We start from the raw sequence: 20,579 nt of genomic DNA, 5'->3' as shown, positions 1-20,579 counted from the left end.
GAGGCGGACATGGCCGATAGCTTGTCGATGGTCGCGGGCGGCGAAGCCGCCCTAGATGGCACCGGAAACCCTGGCCGCCAAAGTACAACTCACCAACGCAAAATCATTTACACCGCTGCGGTCGATTTGTTGGTCAAGGACTTTGTCGCATTTGAAGCTGAAATCGCCGCCGTGATTGCCACTCACGCCGGATTCATCGCCGAACAGCGGACCGATCGCAATCATCGCGACCACCAAGGCGGTTCCTGGGTGATCCGCGTGCCGGTCGATCGTTACGACGATTTGCTGAAGGGGGTTTCCGCGCTGGGCTTTGCCCGCTCGCTGACCCAAACCAGTGACGACGTGACGGAGGCCTACGGAAAATGCCAGGGGGACAGAGCACTCTCGCCGACGAATCGATGCGTGGGGAATGCAAGCATTGACTGTTGCTGCTATTCGTAGTGCTATGTCCCCGATGGAACATCCCTTGCAGCGTTGACCAGCGATGTTGGTTTGCGGCTGAATCGAGTAGGAGTACGAGTACTGGCTGGCGCCTGAGTGCGAGTCGCGAACGATCGCGATAACGGAGTTGCGGCTGATCATCTTGAGTTCAGCAATCAACCGCGCCCGTGATTTCCGTTCACCGCATCATCCCGCATTTTCTTGGCCAGATAAATGCCATCGACCAATCGCGATCGTATTCGATTTGAACTGCGAGCGGCACTCTTTCATCCAAGTCTTCAACCTCTGTGCCTCTGTGAGAGACCACCGAGCAATCGATCTCACGGAGGCACTAAGGCACGGAGATTCAATACGCCCGCCGATTCGGTCGGATAATTCCTCCACACCAACGACGGCAAACAGGCGTCCAAAATGCCAGGGGGACAGAGCACTCTCGACGACGAATCGATGCGTGGGGAATGCAAGCATTGACTGTTGCTGCTACTCACAATGCAATGTCCCCGACGGAACACGTAATGCTATGTCCCCGACGGAACATCCCCGGTCGGATAAATCCTCCACACCAACGACGGCAAACAGGCGTCCAAAATGCCAGGGGGACAGAGCACTCTCGCCGACGAATCGATGCGTGGGGAATGCAAGCATTGACTGTTGCTGCTATTCGTAGTGCTATGTCCCCGACGGACCATCCGTAGTGCTATGTCCCCGATGGAACATTCAGTTTTGAAAACACCCTCGAGCGACTGTTCTCGCGGTCGCCGTTCAAACATTTTGTGGATTGCGGTCGATCGGTCGCGGTGGCAAGAATCGGGCTCGGCGAGGGTTTTTCTATCTAGGCCATCATCACTGCCCTGTTCCGCCTCAATTACCTTCCGGAGACCCGTATGCTGCGAAACTTGGTTGGAACCGTCGGAGCATGGGTTATCTACACACTCATCTTTCTCTTTGGTCGACGCTACTCGGCCGATCAGATCTCGTGGCTGATCGGTCCACTGGGAGGGAAATCGATCGGCGATCGGCCCTACGAAGAGACTGCAGTGGCCGAGGGATTGACGCTGATTCGTGAGGCCAAAGAAGGCGGATTGATTCCGCGCTTTGATGTGTTGCGGAGCGAGACATTTGCCCCCGAGCGAGTGGAGCCAAAGATTCGGGATTTCTACGAGAACACACACCGCTATGCGCTGGATACTTGGGCAACCACCTACTTCCCGGCCCGGATCGCGCTGTGGCTTCTCGTCGCAACGATCAGTCGTCGGGTCAATCAACTGAACTTCCCTCTCAACGGTCTCGATACCGCCTATGGAATGACCAGCGAGATTATTTTGCTACGCCAGCCGGATGGCGAGATTTGTTACACGGGTTGGTTTCGCAAACTCGCGCGGGGTGACCAGGTGATTTACACAGGTTTTTACATGACTCAGGACGTGCCGCGAGTGAATGGTGCTTGTGTGAAAGTGGTTTTTCCGATGCCCAATGGCAATGCCACGGTCATCCTGCGACCGGAAAATGACGCTGCCGACGGATTGCGACTCGTTTCGGCCGGAAGTGGCTTCGGAGATGCTGGTTTTTATCGCGTGCAGAAATCGGGCTCTGACCACCTTAGAGTCTGGCGTGTGATGACCCTTCATGAGCGATTCGAGTTGTTTGTTGATCAGGAGCAAACCGTTCGTTGTGAACATGCGGTGCGATTTCTCGGGCTACCCGTACTGACACTTCACTATCGAATAAGGGAGAAACAATCCGCCGATGCTGCACCCTTCCACTAACCGATCCTTCATTCGTTTCCCCGTTGGAATCGACCGACTTTGTCGCCCGTTGGGCGGCCTGAAAATGTCACGCCAGGGAACTCGCTCGGCATCATCGGGACGGTTTTGAGATGAGATGTCGGATTTCGCGCTCTCCACGGCATTGCACAGGCACTCTGCTAATTGAGCCCCTTCCTGTTCCAGCCCCTTCTGTATTTATGCGAATTTTATTATCTGTCGCGCTGGCTGCTTTGCTGGTGTTTCAAATCCATCACAATGCGGGGCAGTCTGTCGGCGACGACGCAGTGATTCAAGCGAGCAACACGGTGGAGGGACAAGACGTGCCCCAAGATCAGAACTTTAATTTGCCACTGAAAACCACCGAATTGGCACAGATTTGGACCGATCACCTGTGGCGTGATGGCAATAAAGTCCAACAGAACGCGTTGACGGGACACTGGCGGTTGATCGATGCCAATAACTACCGTCATGCCTGGGGCAGCAAGCCGCAGTGCATCGCAGCGCTCGACGAGCGTTGTCCTGCGGTTGAATCCGGCTCGGCCAAGCATCGGGTGATTCTGTTGCATGGATTGATGCGGACCAGCAGCTGCATGAAGTCGCTGGAGACGCGACTGGCGGCCGACGGGTTCCCCCATGCGGTGCGATTTTCCTATGCCAGCACACGCGCCTCGATCGGCGACCATGCCGCGGCACTGCGTGAGGTGTTGGAGAATCTGCCGGAAAATGACACGTTCAGTTTCGTCGGTCACAGCATGGGCAACATCGTCGTCCGCCATTTGATCGGTGATCTGCAGGCCGATGGAGACCCCCAGCAAATCCTGTCCCGCTGTGAGTCGATGGTGATGTTGGGGCCGCCCAATCAGGGCGCGATGATCGCCGAGCGGTTGGCGCCCACACGCGTGTTCGGTTGGGTGACGGGCGAAGGTGGAATGGAATTGGGTGCGAAGTGGAAAACACTGGCACCAAAACTAGCGACGCCGCCGTTTCCATTTCACATCATCGCCGGCGACGTGATCACGCCAGTCGCCAACCCGCTGGTCGACGGCGACGGTGACTTTGTTGTCAGTTTGGATGAGGCCAGGTTGGAAGGAGCGGCTAGTTTTACGACGGTGCCGGTGTTGCACAGTTTTCTGATGGACAACGAGGCGGTGATGGAGAAGACCGTTGCGTTGCTCGACGATTGTGAGCGATCGAGTCGGTTTGCTGATCGACCGGCGGTCCAAGAGTAAATTTCGCCATCATTGGGCGGCTCGGCGTCCCAAACTTTGACGATCAAGTCACCGTCACCAAATTCTTGGATGATCGAATCGACATCATCGAATGTTTTTGTCACCGCAGTCACTTGATAACAGGGATCGAAAAGCTCATCACATGAGCCACTGATCCCTCAGGTTGCCCAGAGCGCGCGTTTGCCTTGGGTTGTCATGGCATCTTTCTAGACAGCTTCCTGTAGAGATCGTCGGCTAGCGATCCGATACAAAACGGGAGTCTATGAACGTACAAGCTAGGGAGACGGGCAGTGTATTGTGCCTCTCACGTCGTACCGAGGCACCTCGTTCGAAGGCCCATTCAATTAGTCGTTCCGAATGCCATTGTCTTGCGTGCCATTGGCACAAGGGCATGCAAGGCGTCGTTATCGTAGAAATCAAGACCTGCTAGCTAAGAGAGAGAGAATGCCTACGATCAAGGTTCCCACGCTGAAACAGTTCAAATCCTTGACTGGGCGGTCGGGTATTGGAAAAGTGTTTAAGACGAAAAATGACTTAGACCAAATTTTCGCCGCGCTCAAAATCCACGATGCGGCCGGTCAAGGGATGCACGATGGAGCGATCGCTGCACTGCGTCGAATTCGCCGTGAATGTATTGCCTGGCTGCTGAACCACACCAATCAACGTGCCAGTCATGCAGCGGTTCAACAGTTATTGGAAAGTTCCAATCTGCGTTTCCTGGCCGTGATGGAGTTCAAGCATTTCGGAGAACAGCAGAGCACCAATGCGCCAGCACCTGCGATCAAGCCTGTTCCGAATTTGCCATTCGGTCGAGAGTTGACGGGGAACGATGTCAAACGCGTCGGCAACTCGATGGGCCAAAATCTCGCGAACGAGACCGGACCACGTCACTGGGGTCCAAACGTGGATAACCGGATGAGGCAATGGTACGGAAACTATGTTGCTGCCGGCGGCACACTTAGCATCGGCGCCTGGGCTGACTACATTCTGCCTGCTAACGCGGAAGATGATCCCAGTGGCATGTTTCTTGGCGGCACAGCTCTACCAAATTTGCCGTCGATTCGTGAGCGTGCCGAAGGTGTCAAGTACTGTACGCCTTCGGAACGAGCGGCATATAAGATCTCGATCCAAGGAGGGAAATTGTTTGATGCCAATGGGACGTTGTATGATACGAGTGGTCGAGAAACTCATTTTTCTAAATACGGCTGGGCAATTTTCGTATTGGGATTCGACAATATTCTCTATTCAAATTCGCACCTGGTGAATCTTTTTCACCACTCTAGTTTCTTCGCCAGCGATCCGGTTCAGTGTGCCGGAGAAATCTGCTGTATTGGCGGCAAGGTTCGTTTTTTGACACCTAAAACCGGGCATTACAGATCCAGCAAAGCCAACTTCTATCGCTTGCTGTCCTTTCTGAGTTACCACGAAGTCACTTTGGCAAACGTACTTGCCTGTCCCGCTCCGCATCAGCATCCGAATTATTGGTTGGGCACAGAAGTGTTTGCAGCCAATGGCGACGAACCGACATCAGCTCCCGTACTTACGAATCATCCCCCTCAGTTGACGGCTCCTGGTATTCCCAGTTGGCCGATCCCACCGATGACCATTTAGTGTTTCGGTGGAAACAATGTGAATAGGACGGAATAAAAAAACGCCGCTTGTGTTTGACACAGGCGGCGTTTTTGATTGGATCAGTCAGGTTTGGCTGTTGGGGATCAGTCGCGGGGACGACGTCCGCCACCACCACCGCCGCTGCCACCACGACGACGTCCGCTGCCGCCGCTTCCACCGCCACCGCTGCGTGGGCGACGTGGGCGATCGCCATCGTCGCCGCCGTCGCGGTCACCGCCACGGTCGTCGCCTTGTTCGGCAACCAGTGCAGCGATCTCGTCTTCTTCGCCCAGTTCTTCCAGGGCTTGGCGACGGCTGAGTTTGACGCGGTCGTGTTCATCGACGTCGATCACCAGGACTTTCATCGCATCGCCGACACGGACAACCTTGTCGATGCTGCTGATGTAGCCGCTGCTGAGTTCGCTGATGTGGCACAATCCGTCACGACCCGGCAGGATTTCGACGAACGCACCAAAGTCTTTGATGCTGCTGACGATCCCGTCATAGATCTTGCCGATCTGAACGGTCGCGGTGCAGGCTTCGACTTGCTTCATGGCTTCGGCGGCCGATTCTTTGTCGCTGCCGGCGACCAGGACGGTGCCGTCGTCGTCGACTTCGATCACACAACCGGTGGCTTCTTGAATGCCACGGATGTTTTTGCCACCGGGTCCGATCAAAGCACCGATCTTGTCGGACGCGATGCGAGTGCGCAACAAACGCGGTGCGGTGGGTGCGGTTTCGCGTCGTGGACGCGGGATCGTAGTCAGCATCTTGCGGAGGATTTCGATTCGAGCTTCACGCGATTGTTTCAGCGTGGCACGAATGATTTCTTCGCTGATCCCGTTGACCTTCAGGTCCAACTGGATCCCGGTGATGCCGTTTTGCGTCCCAGCGATCTTGAAGTCCATGTCACCGAAGTGATCTTCGCTGCCCAGGATATCGGTCAGCAGGACGAACTCGTCGTTGGCGTTGCGAACCAAGCCGACGGAGATACCGGCAACCGGGTTGCTGATCGGTACGCCCGAAGCCATCAGGGCCAAGGTGGCACCACAAACCGAAGCCATCGAGCTGCTGCCGTTGGATTCGGTGATGTCGCTGATCACGCGAACGGTGTAGGGGAAATCTTCGGCGGCCGGCAGAACCGGTGCGACGCTGCGTTCGGCCAAGCAGCCGTGACCGATTTCCCGACGTCCAGGGCCTCGGATCGGGCGGCATTCGCCGACCGAGAACGAGGGGAAGTTGTAATCCAGCATGAACTTCTTGCTGAATTCATCGTGCAAGCCGTCGACACGCTGCTCGTCACGGGCGGTGCCCAGGGTGACGGTGATCACGGCTTGGGTTTCGCCACGTTGGAACAATGCCGAACCGTGAACGCGTGGCAGCAGGTCGGTTTCACAGTGGATGTGACGCAGGCTGGTGTTGTCGCGTCCATCGGGGCGGGTGCCGGCGACGATCAGGTCACGGGCAACCACTTTTTCCAGATCGTGCCAAACCGATTTGAAGCGTTTGGTACAGATTGCGCCTTCGGCATTGGGATCCGGAATCATGTCCGCCATCGCTTTGTCGCGCAGTTCGCTGATCGCAGTGGCACGGTCGTGCTTGCCCGGCGTCTGCATCGTCGACCGGAACTGGTCGTAGTAGGCCGACGAGATTCGTTCCAGCAGGCCATCGCCTTCGGGGGCGACGTACTCGATCTTGGTTGGATTGACCTTCTTGTACAGTTCGTCCTGTAGGTCAATGACTTCGCGAATGATGCCGTGAGCGAACTGAATCGCTTCCATCATTTGATCTTCCGGCATTTCATTGGCAAAGCCTTCGATCATGGCAACCTGTTCACGCGAACCACTGACGATCATGTCCAGTTCGCTGGATTCCAGTTCCGTGTTGGTTGGGAAGGCGACCATTTGGCCGTCAACTTTGCCAACGCGGACCGAGGCGATCGGTCCCAGGAAAGGCAGTGGGCTGATGTGCAATGCAGCACCGGCACCGTTCATTGCCAGCACGTCGCCATCATTTTCTTGGTCGCTGGACAGGACAAACGCTTGGACTTGGACTTCGTCCATGTAGCCTTCGGGCCACAGCGGGCGAATCGGTCGATCCATCAGTCGCGAGCTGAGGATTTCTTTGGTCGACGGTCGGCCTTCTCGTTTCAGGAATCCGCCGGGGAATTTTCCAGCCGCCGCGAATCGTTCACGGTAATCACACATCAGCGGGAAAAAGTCGATTCCCTGCCGGGGCTTGCTGCTTGCCGCAGCGACTAAGACGACGGTTTCGCCGTACTGAACCAACACTGCACCGGCGGCTTGCTTCGCCACTTGACCGGTTTCGAACGACAACACTTGGCGTCCAATTTTCTTCTCGACGCGAACTTTATTCACAGTCACTTTTCTTACCTTCTTACAACACTACAAACAATAAAGTTACTTCGGTGACCGACCGGCCCGATTGCCAGTGGGTGCCCAAAGTCATAAACAAAAATCACCGCAAAACGTTCACGCCTGCTGGGAAATCAATGGAAATCCAACAGCGAGGATGACTTGCGAGATGGGCTGCCAAGCAGACGCCGCAGAGAACCGGATCAGGGGAGAGTCCGGATCTATTTTTTCCGAGCCGCACGTTTTCATTCGGTGCTGTCACCCGGCGAGGGTGATCAGTCCGGTGCTGCTAAGAGCGTGACTCCACGGGGTCGATTGGCGATAGCAATCACCGCGACAGCGGCAAGCAACATTGCTTGCCGGAACCCGCCCGGCGAGAGGGGGAATAAGAATCAGCCGGGGGCGTGAACAGAAAAGGCGAGATGGGGATCTCGACTAGCCACAGTCTTCTCGTCGCCGCTGGGGCGACAGTCAGGCCGAAGCCTTCGTCACGCCTGAGCGGCCGAGCCCTGGGCTACTTACGGATGCCCAGCTTTCCGATGATATCAAGGTAACGCTGCGGGTCTTCGCCGCGGACATAGTCCAGCAGACGTCGACGGCGGCTAACCAATCCGAGCAAGCCTCGGCGTGACGCGAAATCTTTATTGTGCGTCCGCATGTGCTCGGTTAATCCGTTGATCCGTTCGGTTAGGATTGCAATTTGGACCTCGGGGGACCCAGAATCGCCGTCTTGTGCACCGTGTTCTTGGATGACTTCAGCTTTGCGCTGCTTCGAAATCGTCATTTCGTACTTACTTTCAAACCTATTTTGTCTCTCGTTTCATTACGGGTCGGTAGTTTACCGGCATCGCCCAATACCGCAACGGCAAAAATCCCGTTGTTTCTGAGGCGATCGGAAGTTCACCGCCCGGTGTCGCTGCGGCCGACACATCCCGATCCCGGTTTCACCCGACCGGCCGAACCGCCAGGGGCTAGCCGAGGATGCCCCGCTGGGCGAGCCAATCGCGGACTTGCTCGGCCAACTGCTGGACCGACAAATCAGCCCCCCCGTCCAGCCGGATCTCGGGTGACTGCGGCGGCTCGTAGGGGTCGCTGATCCCTGTGAAGTGCTTGATCTCGCCCGCCCGAGCCTTCTTGTACAAGCCTTTGGGGTCTCGCGCCTCGCAAATTTCCAGCGGCGTGTCGACGAAGACTTCGACAAAGTCGCTCGGGCGTCCGGCAGCGGTGACGATTTTGCGGACGCGATCTCGGTCCAGCCGATAGGGGCTGACAAACGCCGTCAACGTGATCAAACCGGCTGACGCCATCAATGCCGCGACGCTGCCGATCCGGCGGATGTTTTCTTCGCGATCGATCGCGGTGAACCCCAGCCCGAATCGTTCGGCAAACGCCTGGTCGTGTTCCTGCTGCAAAACCGCCGGCGGGGCGCATAGTCCGTGCCGCACGTTGTCGCCATCCAGCAACGTGGTCGCTTTGCCGCCAGTGGACAGCATCACGTCCAGTGCATTGGCGATCGTGCTTTTGCCACAGCCGCTTAGCCCTGTGAACCAGATCACGCATCCCAACTGCCCCAGTCGCTGTTCGCGGCTGGCGCGTTCGACACTCTGCTCGTGCCAAACGATGTCTTTGGAAATGTCCATCAAAGTCTCTTCTGTCGTACTTGGAATCTTGGTCGCCGGTCCATCGGATTAAGAACTGGCGCTGCGATAGCTGAGCAAGCTCTTGCGGAATAACCAGCGGCTGGCCAATAAGCTGAGCACCGTGACCACGGCCGCCCAAGCGACCAGTGCCCATTCCCAGTCGGCTCGCGGTGAAAGCGGCTTGGCCAGTATTCGCGCCGGTACGTTGACGACCAACAGGATCGGGATCACAAACGTAAACAGCCCGAACAGCGGACGTCCCCAGCCGTGGTTGTAAATTTCCATCGGATAGCGGCTGAAGTTGGTGATGTAAAACCAGAAATTGTACAGCGATTGGTTTCGTCCCAACCAGACACTGGTCGCGCTCAGCGCGATCATCAAACTGTACATGATCATCACGCCGCAGATCAAAAACAGGACATACAGCGCGACCGTTAACGCCGAGGGGATCATCGGATCGACTTCGCGGTGCGCCAGGTTCCATAGCGAAACGACGGCGATCAGGCCCCCGGCAAAAAAGTTCGACAGTTGGCTCCAGTCGACTTTGCGAAACGAGATTAGGAATTGCGTGTCGATCGGTTTGAGCAATGCAAAATCCAGCCCCCCAGTACGAATCATCTCGCTGAATTCCTGTGCATTGGGCATGAAAAACGCCTGCACCAGCGAATTGATGAACCATGTCGTGGCGATGAACAAAAAGAACCGATCGCGGTCCCATCCGGTGTCTTGGCCGATCGACGTGGTGTGTTCAAAAATGATCAGGTAAAAGCCGACGTTCATCGCCGTCCAACCCAAACTACTGACGCATTGCAGCACAAAATTGGCCCGAAACGTCATGTCGCGCACCAGACTGTTGCGGGCGAACGTCAGAAAGACTCGGCCGTAGCGTTGCAGTTCATTCATCGCTGGCTAGCCTCCGAATCCGCTGTAACGTTTGACGCCACGGGCATAGGCCACGCGGCACAGAATGATGAAAAACACCAACCAAGCGACTTCGATCCACATCTCCATGGCCAATTGGTCCTCGGGGATCTTGCCCAAGAAAATGGCGGCCGGAAAATAAGCCAAGTATTTGAACGGCAAAAAATTGACGAACCACAGGAACTCTTCGGGCAGCATCGTCAGCGGAAACATGTGCCCGGACAGAAAAAAGCTGAACAACATGATCACAAACAACAGCGAACTGACCTCGAGAAACCAGAATCCGATCATCCCGATGGCGGCTTCCAAAAAGAAACCGATCAAGAATCCCATGATCAACGATGCGCAGAACGCGAGGAACACCGGCAGGCTCGGCCAACCGTCGACGAAGTAGTCGCGAGCCAAGAAAAACACCAGCGCAAACGGTGCTACCGCGATCACGTAATACGCCAACTTGTGAGCCACCCGCGTCAGCAGCAAAAACGTGACCAGATCGATCGGTTGGATCAAGTACCGTTTGACTTCGCCGTCGCGAATCTGTTGGGCGATGCCGGATGCCAATCCGGGCATGCTGCTGAAAGCCCGGGCGATCATCGTCAGCAGGTAATAGGCCACCATGTCACGAAAGCGAAACCCACCAATTTCCGCCGGATTATCGCCTTCGGCGGCCCCGATCGAATCATAGACCGCGTACCACAGAAAGATCTGTGTGATGATTGGCATGAAACGCATCAGCGTTCCCAACGCGAAATCTCCGCGATAGACCAGTCGCTCGCCCAGCGACGTTTTCAGAATCATCGACCAGACCGCGACGCGCTGACGAAAATTCGGCGCCGGTAGCGGTGGGTAATCGACAGTGGCGGCGGGTGCGGCGGACAAACTTGCCCTCGTTGCGATAGCGAATGGGGGTCGACGAAAAGTTGTCTCCCGATCCTAGCCAACCGGCTAGGAATCGCCCAGCACAGGCAAACTCACGTCGCGGCCGATCCGCCGTCCTAACACGACCAGCGCCACCACGATCACAGTGATCACGGTCGCCGGCCAAACGATTGAGACCTGTTCCAGTAACACCAGCGGCAGAGCGATCGTCAGGATTCCGCCGCCGATAAAGGGGGCTGACAAGGGCGCGGCCAATGCATAATCACTCGCCGCCGCCGTTCTTAATTCCGGATCGACCACCCGCAACAACACAAATCCGGTCGCAGTCGTTCCGGTCGACATGCCATAGTTGATCAACCCCAGTTCGAACCAATGTTCCCGCGGCAGCACCCAGCGGGAAATCACCAGCAAACAAAACGCTGTCCAAATGGCGCCACAGACAAACAGAATCAGAAACGGTCCCAGCAACTGCGCCACCGCACTGGGTTTGAGAGACGTGATCGCGGCAACCACCAGAATCTCCATCGCGGTGGAACTCAATCGTTGGATCGTGGCCGAATCGATACGCTGGGATTGTCCCATTTGGTGTAATCCCCAACGGACCAACCAGCCACCAAACATGCTGTAGATGAACAGTGGGAAATCCAGGACATTGGAAGCCGACAGTCGCTTGGACAGTTCTTTTCGAGCGGCGTCGCTGCCGTCGGTCGATCCGATTCCCAGTGAAGTGTCGATGAATCCCGCGATCGACATCACCGCGGATTGCAACAACATCCCGGCGGCCACAGCCAGCGCGATCCAGACGACTTGCAACAACAGCGGATCGATCGCGTCAGAGGTCAGTGTCTGGAACCCGATCGGTTTACGCTGGTCGGATTTGACAGTGGATTTCAGATCGGCGGTTTCGGCTGACTTGAGCCAACCCAGTCGCGCGCCGACGTTGATCCAAACGATCCCACTGACCACGCCATAGACCAATCCGCAAGTCGCCATCAGTAGCCCCAAGTCCAGCCCGGCATCCAAGCCGACTTGGGGACTGGAAAAGACCTGTCCCATCGCGGCGGCCGTGCCATGCCCGCCGGCAAACCCGGTTTCAATCAACATGCCAAACGAATTGGGGACGTCGTAGCGGGGTTGGATCAACAACCAGGTGGCCAACAATCCGACCATGGTTTCACCGAGCACGATGATCCAAACCATCAGGCCTTGGCGTCCGACACTGCCGGCTGTTGTTTCATCGTTTTGGCGATCATCGTTGCTTCCCGCGGAACCGGCCGGAGGTTGCAACATCATCGCCGCAAAGACGACTGCGATCAGTGGCCCGGGCCAACCCGCCAGTGTTTCATTGATCGTTGCACTGGTTTGGGCAACCGATTCGCTGCCCAGTCGATCGGCCAGCGTTACCACCAATAAACCGATGAAGCCGGCGACGACACAGCCGGGGATAAACAGATGCTGTAAGACGCGCAGCCGTTGACGGACTACTACACCGGCTAGTAGCAGCACCGCAACGAACAAAAACGCCAAGCTCATCCAGACGCCAATTGAGGTTGATGGGAATCGCCGCAGCACCGTTGGGCTCTGACGGGTACCAATGTCAATGGTGGTACCACGGACAAATGTAGGCCATCGGCCACCGCAGCGAAACCGAACGACGCAGCGAAACCGAACGACGAAGGCCGGCTTGTCGCTACGATAGAGTTTCTGCGCGATCACACCGGAGCACTGCAATTGATTCAACGACTGTCACGATACCCACGCAACCGTCAGCCAGAACTGATGGACCAGCCGGATTTACCGGATGGAATTCATCGAAATGCCTTGATTGGTTTAGCGCGATTGAATCGCATGACGGGAATCGCTGGATCGATGTACCGCCAGCTCGTCCGTTGCGCACTGCACAGCGGACGCAACACGCTGCGTGTGTTGGACGTTGCCTCTGGATCTGCGGATCTGCCGATCGCTTGGGCCAAGCGTGCCAAACTCTCGGGCCTGCGGCTTGAAATGTCCACGTTGGAGATCAGTGGTTTTGCCATCGAACAGCAATTGCGTCATGCGAATCGAGCCAACGTGTCGTTGAATCCCATTCAGCAGGATTGTTTGAATGGGAATTTACCCGGCGGATTCGACGTGATCACCAATTCGCTGTTTTTGCATCACCTGGACGAAGCGGACACCACTCGATTGCTACAGAAGTTGGTGGCGGCCGCCGGGCAGCGTGTGGTGGTTTGCGATTTGGAGCGGAGTCGATTGAATCTAGGTTTGGTGATCGCCGGCGCCCAATTGGTGTCACGCTCACACGTTGTGCATCATGACGCAATCCGCAGCGTGCAAGGCGCCTACACGCTGCAGGAGTTCCGTTACCTTGCGACCCGTGCCATCGATGCGCCGGTGGCTGCGCGGCGAATCTTGCCCTGCCGATTCATGGCGACGCTGCCGGCTTCGAAGGCTTGTCAGCCGGGACTGAATTGATGGTCGCCGAAACCAGTCGCTGTGGTGCTGCGGAGGTCTTGGTGATCGGAGGCGGCATCGCCGGTGCGAGTTGTGCGCTGGAGCTGGCAAGGCATCGTGTGAACGTCACGTTAGTCGAACGAAGTCGATTTCCGCGTGCCAAGGTCTGTGGCTGTTGCGTCAGCGACGCAGGCCTGCGGTTGTTGGATCAGTGTTCGCTCAAGCAACAGGTGCTGTCCCGCGGTCAAGTGACGGATCGCTGGATCGCATCGTTTGATGGCCGCCGCGTCGAAATCCCAGTGCCGATCGGTGTCGCGATCTCGCGCGAAGTGTTTGATCCGATGTTGATCGACGCGGCGGCTGAATCGGGCGCCGCGGTCGCCATGCAGACCCAAGGCACGATCGATCGCATGCTGCCCGATGGTGTGTTGGTGACACTTCTGCACGACGGTCAAACGGTGCAGAAACAGTTCGACGCTGTCGTTGTTGCCGCGGGGCTATCCGCCGGTCGTGTGCAGGAATTGCTGCCCTGGACCGACGCCCCGCATGGTCCATTCGGTGTTTCCTGTACCGCCAGATCCGACGATCTACGTCCCGGTGCGATTTACATGGCATGCGACGATGACGGATATGTCGGTATGGTGCAGTTGGCCGATGGGCAAACGGACATCGCCGCAGCCCTGCGACCAGGATCAATTGGCAATGCGATTGGCGATCCACTGGCGCGAATGCAGCAGATCCTCGGTCGCAGCGGTCTCCCCTTGCCGGACTTCCAAACGGTTTCGCCGGTGATCACCACACCTCCGCTGCGTCGAACACGTCGCTTTGGCAACGCGCGAGTGATCGCGATCGGTGATGCGGCGGGCTACGTCGAGCCTTTCACCGGTGAAGGAATGACCTGGGCCATGGCAAGTGGAATCGCTGCGGCAAATCGAATCGCGACTGCCAATGATTTGCGATTGCTTGGCGACCAATGGCAACTGGAACTGCAGCAACTATTGGACAGGAAGAAACGGCTCTGCCGGATCGTCACCACGGCTTGTCGATCCAGTCTGCTGCGTCGGTTTGCCGGTCACGCGCTGATTCGATTCCCCGGACTCGCCAGGCCACTGTTACGCGAACTCAGTCGCGGTGTGTGACGCTGCGCCAGCCCGATCGGCATCTCAGCGACATTTAGGCCAGCATCAACAGCAGGATTCCGATCACGCCGACGGTGATGACGGTCACGCTGATCGCGGTGGCGATCCGATTTCGCTGTCTCCAGTAAAGCCAACCTGCGATGATCCAGGCCGCACCGATGACCATCAACGCACTGCCGGTCAGCAACCCGTAAGCGATTTCGATGTTGTAGCCTTGTTGTCGCCCGATTCTGATTGTTTCGAGCATGACCAGCACTCCCAGGGCAAAGCTGGCGATGCCCAGTACAACCGAGATGATCGCGCTGGTGATCGACCAAGCGTTGCGGCCGTGCTGCGGTAACGTCACCAACAGCGTTGAATCATCAGCGCTGGGTTTGTAGGGGTTTACGTTTGGCATCGCTGACCGGTGGCTGGAACGATTTCGGTCGATCAGGCAGGCATCAACCGGACGCCAACTGGCGACGGTGGGGATCAAGACTAGTGGGTCGCTCCGAACTGTTCAAGCTGGTCCGCCGGCCGACGATTTCGGGGCGGCCCAAACAGCGATTGGTGATTCGATGGACTTCGTCAGGGTCACTGATTTCCGACAACGTTTGCGGATCGCCGTTGGCCGCTTGTCCGATCACCAGAATCCGCTGGCCGACCTTTAAAAAGGTCACCCGGTTTTTTGAGTCGACCATCGAACTGCCAAGATTTTTCAACACGTCCTCGGGCAACGACCCCGGTGCGGAAGTGGTCGCCCCGTAGCGACGCGACAGCCATACCAGGCCGCCGAAAATCGCCAGCACGACCAGCAGTGAACTGACGGTGGTCACGATCGGTGCGGCAAACTCATTGGTCAGTCCTGCTTCATCGATTTCAGCGTCTTCGGTCGGCACGACCAACGCAGGGAACTCGCCTCGAGAGGTTTCGGTGAATTGCGGTTTAGCGACCGTTTGCGGCAGCGGTTGGGAACTGTCGGCATGAACCACGTAGGCTGATTGCACGACCGAGTTCTGCGCCGTGACCTGCTCCGAATGCCAGTTCTGAGAAACCAGTGTGATGGCCAGGCAAACCAGCAGGCGATATCGGCAGCAAACCATGGCGGAATCAACGGGATCGGGGATCAACGGAGTCAGGGACGGAGGATCAAAACGAACCTAATCCAATCCTTTCGCCGAATTGCCGTCACAAATCAAGTCCAGTTTCAACTTGGGCGGCGCTGGTGGGGCGCTGGTGTGGAGGATTTATCCGACTCGGGTGACGGTTTTCCGCGACGAACAAAACCGGTCGGAGAAATCCTCTTCACACAACTTGTGTCGGGCACTTTTTGGGGTCAGCCCCTGTCGGGTCGGTACAGATCCAGGTCATCACGACCGGCCAGTGACGCATAGACGGCGACGATCTGTTTCAGTCCGGCCCAATAGTCGGTTTCGGCATTGCCGCTCGCTGACGTTCCGATTTGGTACAAGTAGTCGGCGGGCCGCGTAAAGGAACAGGGGATCGAATCGGTACCGCCCTGCCCTGCCCCGTTTTCCAATGACACGGATCCGGTCGCCAAGATCACGGCTTCGACATCCAGCGGATCTTGGCCCGCAATTCGCAAACGAAAGTCAGGTGGGATTTCGTCTTGGTCGTCGTCCTCTGCGTCCTGTTCCTGATCCAATTCGACCGGTGCCAGTTCGATCGCGATGACTTGCGCCGGGCACCGCAGTCGGCCTCGTAATAAATCCGTTTGCGTCAGCGGCAACCAAATTTCGTTGATCCACTGGTCGATCATGGTCGGTAGGGTCAGCGGAATGTCGGATCCGGATTGAGCTTTGAGTGCGGCCAGTCCCAACGGTGACACGCAGCGATCGGGCATCATCGGAATCGGTTGGCCGATTTGATCGACCAGCGAGCTGGCGACTTGGTCGGATTCCAATAGCGTGATGTCATAGCCCAGGTAGCGACCGTAAAGGGCTGCTTCAATGCCCAGTGGTCCGGCGCCGACAACAGCGATGGTTCCCGGTGGATCGAGGGTGGCGTCCGAATCGTAGGTGTCAATGTTCATGCGATTGTTGTTTGCCGACCCGAAAGGCGGCTAAATCAAGAGGTGGAATTTGGCCGCACATTAAATCGGCCATGCAAACCGCTGTGCCGGGCGACAGATGAATGCCGCTGCGAAAGTGGCCTGTGGCGACGTAGATCGATTCGCTATCGGGCAGTTTGCCACACATCGGAAATCCATCAAACGTCATCGGCCGCAAACCCGACCAGGCGCTGACCTGCCGCGCTTGGGCAAGTGGCGGACAGGTGTCAGCGACAAAGCTGCGTAAGTCGTGCAAGATGGCAGGCGTGGTGCCGTGTTGGAACCCGACTTCTTCTTCACAAGATCCGACCAGCACATAGCCGTCGCGGCGGGGGACAAAATAGCGATGGCCGACGTTGATGACACTGGTCATCATTGCGGTCTCGGTTTTTAGCAACAGAATCTGCCCGCGGACCGGCACGATGCTTTGGCAGAGCCGCAATCGCTCGGCCAGCAAACCGCTCCAACTGCCACCGCACACCACGGCTTGATCGACTTGGATGGTTTGTTCAGCGCTACGCTCACACTGCAGCGTTAGCGTGGCATGGCCGCGGGAATCGTCCAAGTCGACGACTTTCGCACGGTCCAGAAATTCGACGCCTTGGCGGGCGCAGGCAATTGCCAGCGCATCCAGATAACGAGGGGTGCGAATCTGGTATTCATCGGGCACCCACCAGGCTTTGGCCAGGCCATCACGCTGTGACCAGGACTGCATGGCCGGTTCACGGCGCACCAATTCCTGCAGCGACATTTCCCGGCACTCGATCGCCAATTCGTTCCAATAGGAAACCATCCCAGCCATCGATGCGACTTCGCCGATCGTGTCGGCCAGGTACCAACCGCCACAACGAATCAATTCGGAATCGATGCCTGATTCTCGCTGCAGCCGATCCGTCCACTCAGGAAACAGTTGGTGGCTTAGACCGCGTAGGCGATCGATCGGATCGGTGGATCGATCCAAGTTTGCTGGTGGCAAAATACCGGCCGCCGCCAGTGAGGTAGCCGAGCGTGTCTTGCCCAATGACTGCGTCTGCGAATGCTGCAGGGAATCGACTGGGTCACGTTCAATCACCGTGACTTGGCGACCACGTCGTGACAATTCGTAAGCGAGCGACAATCCGATCGCCCCGGCGCCGATGATTGCGACTTGCGTGTTCATGTCTGGACTCCATTTTGCATGATGCGCTCGATCGATTGCAGCAGGTCTTGGCCACCCGCATCGCTGGAATCCTGGCGCAGTTGAGTCCTCAAACGATCAAGTTCCGATTCGGTATCGATGTCTTCCATCGGTGTCAGCACCGCCACGGAGAGTCCCGCCGATTCGGCTCGTGTGCAGGTGGTCGTGAACACATCCGCGCTGCTCCACGGCATTTGATGGGTCAATGGTTGATAGCGTTCGCACCAGCCGTCGCGGAGTGCGATCAGGTAGTAGCCGCCATCGACGGCCGGGCCCAACACGACGTCGTGGTCGGACAGCAACCGCTGTGTGTGCCCGATCAGAGCGGTCGAAATCAGCGGGCAGTCGGCACCAATCAGCACGCCATCGACCGGCGGCGCATTCTCCACCGACGGCGCGGCGGCAGCGGCGGATTGTTCAAACCAGGTTTGCATGCGTCTGCCCAGGTCGCCCTCGGATTGGATTTCGACGTCCCAGCCGGTCGGGGAGAACGATTCGAATTCGCCTCGACTCTGCGGCGGGGAAATCACCAGGGACCGGCGATCTGCGGCCGTCGCCAGCGCGTGCGTCAGGTGTTCGCAGAACAGTCGGTGGAGTTTGGCGGCGCGCTGCATTCCGATCGTTGCCCCCAGTCGCGTTTTGACTTTGCCCGGTTCCCAGTGCTTGGCCATCAGCCCCAGTCGGCAGGTTCGATCGACGTCTGGGGGCATGGCCATGGTGGTCCGGGGGGCGGCTGGTTGGATGGAGATCGCTTCCATTATGGGATGGTCGGCCTGGTTTTGAGCACCCCGGCATCGGCGGTTTGAAGTTGCGTTTTTGCATCAGGCAATCGATTTTGGTAGCCCGAGGCGTCAGTTTTGGAGCCAGCGGTTTTGCGTCAGGTATTGGTTTTTGGTAACCCGACGCGTCAGCCAGGGATCCCATTGACAGCCTAAATCCCTCGCTCACGCGTCGGGTTACCATCAAATCGCAACTTCAAAACTTCGGCCTGGCTGTGGCGCGGTTGGCACAGCCCGTTGGTTACGACCGCTAGAACCACACCCAAAGAGCCTTGCAAAGCGGCGTTCCGGGGCCGGTTTTCAGTGTTCTACTGTGCCATTGCGGTTACGATAAGAGATTGCGCCGAATCACCGCTGCGATGGTGCGGATGTCATGTCGCGGCGGAAGATTTCTACAAAATCCGTTTTATCGGAGCCTGATTGGCTCTCCAAGCGGAGAAATTGTTTCGTAAACTTCTCACGTCACCCGAATGCTCCACCCGAGTTGACTTCCCGAACGGACGCACATGTCAGTACCGTCGCCCGATAAATACCTTGAGTTGGTCGAGAAAAGTCGCTTGGTCGATCCGGCCAAATCGAAGCGGCTGGTGGAGAAGGTTCGGGAGCACTTCGGTGGCAAGCTGCCGCCAGATGTCAAAACGTTGGCTCAGCTGTTCGAAAAGAACAACATGTTGACGCAGTGGCACAACGAAAAACTGCTCAACGGCAAATACAAAGGCTTCTTTCTGGGCAATTACAAACTGCTCGGTCACATCGGCACCGGCGGGATGAGCAGTGTGTATCTGGCCGAGCACACCAAATTGCATGACAAGCGTGCGATCAAGGTATTGCCGAAGAAGCGTGTTTCGGACTCATCCTATCTGGCTCGGTTTCAACTCGAAGCCAAAGCGATCGCTTCGCTCAGTCACCCCAACATCGTCCGCGCCTATGACATTGATAACGAAGGCGACATCCATTACATCGTGATGGAATATGTGGATGGTTTGGATTTGCAAGCGCTGGTCAAACGCGACGGACCGCTCGATCCATCGACCGCTGCCGGTGTGATCGCTCAAGCCGCACGCGGGTTGGCACATGCCCATGAAAAAGGCGTGATCCATCGAGACGTCAAACCGGCCAACTTGCTGCTCGATTCCAAACATTCGGTGCGTTTGCTGGACATGGGTTTGGCGCTGATGGGGGCTCAAGAGGAAGAGTCATTGACCGTGGCCAACAACGAAAACGTGTTGGGAACCGCCGACTACCTGGCCCCCGAACAGGCGCTCAACAGCCACTCGGTCGATCATCGCGCCGACATCTACGGGCTGGGCTGTACGATGTATTACCTGCTGACCGGTCGCCCGCCTTTCAATCAAGGCACGCTGGCACAGCGGATCGCGATGCATCAAAAAGAGATGCCGCAACCGATTCGAACGATTCGTCCGAGTTGCCCGGGCGAGTTGGAAGGGATCTGTGTCAAAATGATTCAGAAAGATCCAAAGTATCGCTACCAAACGGCGACCGATGTGGCGGAGGTGTTGGAACGGTTTGTCGCCAAGGTGCCGCGCGGTCAAAAGGTGACCATCGGGTTAGGAGATCGACCCGATGGTGATGGTTTAGGGTCGTCGTCGATTTCCCTGGATGACGATGTGATCCGCCGCAATACCGGTGGCGACACGGTGTCTAATAAAAACGAAGACACGCTGGCGAGCAGTCGCAGTCGGTTGATTCGCGGCGAAGGTCTGAGTCCCAGCGATAGCGGTCGGTTGGTGAACGTTCAACGTCGTGAAATCGATTTCAACGAAGGCAGTTTCCTGGATCTGCAAGTCGAATCGGGCTATTCCGGATCCGGTCCCCATGGGTTATCGGGATTGAGTGGACGGTCGCGCATCGGCGAGCGGTCGGAGGGGAAATCCAGCGTCAACGTCGGTGATGAATCCGGCGTCTACCGTGGTGTCAGTCGCAGCAATCGAGCGGTCAAAAAGGAAAAGGGACTCGACAAGATGTTGGTCGCCGCCCTGATGATCGCTTTCTTTATCGTCGCGCTCGGGCTTGGTTTTTTCCTGGCTCGTGTCACCGGGACGTAATAGCCAGACTTGCTCGGGCTCTCTAGACTTGGGAACCGTCAACGCTTCTGATCGT

At 57.1% G+C, this 20,579-nt stretch carries 18 protein-coding genes; 7 read left to right on the top strand and 11 right to left on the bottom strand.

Features of this window, described 5'->3' with window-relative positions:
* The 4 genes from NHH03_RS18755 to NHH03_RS18740 all read left to right on the top strand — a co-directional run.
* Positions 1-441: DUF4349 domain-containing protein (locus NHH03_RS18755; RefSeq protein WP_253158523.1), on the top strand; the 441-nt coding region annotated here is incomplete at its 5' end.
* 884 nt (positions 442-1,325) lie between these two features.
* Positions 1,326-2,207 (top strand): hypothetical protein, encoded by an 882-nt coding sequence (locus tag NHH03_RS18750; protein WP_253158522.1) that lies wholly within the window; start codon positions 1,326-1,328, stop codon positions 2,205-2,207.
* A gap of 197 nt (positions 2,208-2,404) precedes the next feature.
* Entirely contained in the window at positions 2,405-3,436 is a 1,032-nt protein-coding gene (locus tag NHH03_RS18745) for an esterase/lipase family protein (protein ID WP_253158521.1), read from the top strand.
* Positions 3,437-3,808: 372 nt separating this feature from the next.
* A complete protein-coding gene (locus NHH03_RS18740; RefSeq protein WP_253158520.1) occupies positions 3,809-5,047 on the top strand; it encodes a hypothetical protein in 1,239 nt (412 codons plus the stop codon).
* Between the two features lie 104 nt (positions 5,048-5,151).
* On the opposite strand, the gene NHH03_RS18735 is transcribed toward NHH03_RS18740, so the two are convergent.
* The 6 genes from NHH03_RS18735 to NHH03_RS18710 form a co-directional block, all read right to left on the bottom strand.
* Positions 5,152-7,431, bottom strand: a complete 2,280-nt coding sequence (locus NHH03_RS18735; RefSeq protein WP_253158519.1) for a polyribonucleotide nucleotidyltransferase — start codon at positions 7,429-7,431, stop codon at positions 5,152-5,154.
* A gap of 505 nt (positions 7,432-7,936) precedes the next feature.
* Positions 7,937-8,206 (bottom strand): 30S ribosomal protein S15, encoded by a 270-nt coding sequence (gene rpsO, locus NHH03_RS18730; protein WP_253158518.1) that lies wholly within the window; start codon positions 8,204-8,206, stop codon positions 7,937-7,939.
* Between the two features lie 187 nt (positions 8,207-8,393).
* Positions 8,394-9,062, bottom strand: coding sequence for an adenylyl-sulfate kinase (gene cysC, locus NHH03_RS18725; RefSeq protein ID WP_253158517.1), 669 nt, complete (start codon positions 9,060-9,062; stop codon positions 8,394-8,396).
* Positions 9,063-9,110: 48 nt separating this feature from the next.
* Entirely contained in the window at positions 9,111-9,965 is an 855-nt protein-coding gene (locus tag NHH03_RS18720; RefSeq protein ID WP_253158516.1) for an ABC transporter permease, read from the bottom strand.
* Positions 9,966-9,971: 6 nt separating this feature from the next.
* Positions 9,972-10,781 carry an ABC transporter permease gene (locus NHH03_RS18715; RefSeq protein WP_253158528.1) on the bottom strand — a complete coding sequence of 270 codons (810 nt, stop codon included), beginning with the start codon at positions 10,779-10,781 and terminating at the stop codon, positions 9,972-9,974.
* Positions 10,782-10,928: 147 nt separating this feature from the next.
* Entirely contained in the window at positions 10,929-12,395 is a 1,467-nt protein-coding gene (locus tag NHH03_RS18710; protein WP_253158515.1) for a sodium/glutamate symporter, read from the bottom strand.
* A gap of 198 nt (positions 12,396-12,593) precedes the next feature.
* On the opposite strand from NHH03_RS18710, the gene NHH03_RS18705 reads away from it, so the two are divergent.
* The gene (locus tag NHH03_RS18705; protein WP_253158514.1) at positions 12,594-13,334 is read left to right on the top strand and encodes a methyltransferase domain-containing protein; all 741 of its coding nucleotides are present in this window, start codon (positions 12,594-12,596) and stop codon (positions 13,332-13,334) included.
* Positions 13,313-14,452 (top strand): NAD(P)/FAD-dependent oxidoreductase, encoded by a 1,140-nt coding sequence (locus tag NHH03_RS18700; protein ID WP_253158513.1) that lies wholly within the window; start codon positions 13,313-13,315, stop codon positions 14,450-14,452. Before NHH03_RS18705 ends, NHH03_RS18700 begins: the two co-directional genes overlap by 22 nt.
* 34 nt (positions 14,453-14,486) lie before the next feature.
* Here the strand turns inward: NHH03_RS18700 and NHH03_RS18695 are convergent, their stop codons facing one another.
* The 5 genes from NHH03_RS18695 to NHH03_RS18675 form a co-directional block, all read right to left on the bottom strand.
* Positions 14,487-14,849 (bottom strand): hypothetical protein, encoded by a 363-nt coding sequence (locus tag NHH03_RS18695; protein ID WP_253158512.1) that lies wholly within the window; start codon positions 14,847-14,849, stop codon positions 14,487-14,489.
* Positions 14,850-14,892: 43 nt separating this feature from the next.
* Positions 14,893-15,534: a FliO/MopB family protein gene (locus NHH03_RS18690; protein WP_253158511.1), complete on the bottom strand. Its 642-nt coding sequence runs from the start codon at positions 15,532-15,534 to the stop codon at positions 14,893-14,895.
* A 233-nt stretch (positions 15,535-15,767) separates the two neighbouring features.
* On the bottom strand, positions 15,768-16,484 hold the full coding sequence (locus NHH03_RS18685) for an FAD-dependent oxidoreductase (protein WP_253158510.1): 717 nt from the start codon (positions 16,482-16,484) through the stop codon (positions 15,768-15,770).
* Positions 16,474-17,661, bottom strand: coding sequence for an NAD(P)/FAD-dependent oxidoreductase (locus NHH03_RS18680; protein WP_253158509.1), 1,188 nt, complete (start codon positions 17,659-17,661; stop codon positions 16,474-16,476). Before NHH03_RS18680 ends, NHH03_RS18685 begins: the two co-directional genes overlap by 11 nt.
* Positions 17,658-18,437, bottom strand: coding sequence for a TIGR04282 family arsenosugar biosynthesis glycosyltransferase (locus NHH03_RS18675; RefSeq protein WP_253158508.1), 780 nt, complete (start codon positions 18,435-18,437; stop codon positions 17,658-17,660). Before NHH03_RS18675 ends, NHH03_RS18680 begins: the two co-directional genes overlap by 4 nt.
* A 527-nt stretch (positions 18,438-18,964) precedes the next feature.
* Between NHH03_RS18675 and NHH03_RS18670 the strand changes: the two genes are divergently transcribed.
* Positions 18,965-20,524: a serine/threonine protein kinase gene (locus tag NHH03_RS18670; RefSeq protein WP_253158507.1), complete on the top strand. Its 1,560-nt coding sequence runs from the start codon at positions 18,965-18,967 to the stop codon at positions 20,522-20,524.
* Positions 20,525-20,579: the final 55 nt, after the last annotated feature.

It is taken from the genome of Stieleria tagensis (genome assembly GCF_024129865.1).
Taxonomy (GTDB): Bacteria; Planctomycetota; Planctomycetia; order Pirellulales; family Pirellulaceae; genus Stieleria; species Stieleria tagensis.
This window is presented reverse-complemented; position numbering and strand designations above follow the sequence as displayed.